This window comes from Mediterraneibacter sp. 210702-DFI.5.30 (assembly GCF_020560115.1).
Lineage (GTDB): Bacteria > Bacillota > Clostridia > Lachnospirales > Lachnospiraceae > Mediterraneibacter > Mediterraneibacter faecis.
Map to the genome: position 1 here is coordinate 1 of NZ_JAJCME010000052.1, position 303 is coordinate 303.

The window sequence follows — 303 nt, forward strand, 5'->3', positions numbered from 1 at the left end:
TTGACCGCCGCCATGATTTTCTCCAACGCACGTCTATAGCACTGATCAAGAACCAAGATCTCGTTGTAGCCGAAGAATTGAGGAGTAAGAATCTGCTAAAAAATCATGCCTTGGCAATGAGCATCAGTGATGTTGGCTGGCGGTCTTTCTTGGGGATGTTGTCATACAAAGCCGACCTCTATGACCGTCAATTTATCACTGTCAGCTCTAAAAACACTACCCAAACCTGCCATGACTGCGGTTTTGTAATGGGGAGTACCGGGACCAAAAAGCTGACACTGGCAGATCGCGAATGGATATGTC

General features: G+C 46.9%; 1 protein-coding gene. It reads left to right on the forward strand.

Going from position 1 to position 303, the window contains the following annotated elements; translation table 11 throughout:
- Positions 1-303, forward strand: a 303-nt coding sequence (locus LI126_RS14650) for a zinc ribbon domain-containing protein (RefSeq protein ID WP_227165663.1), incomplete at both ends; no start/stop codon positions are given.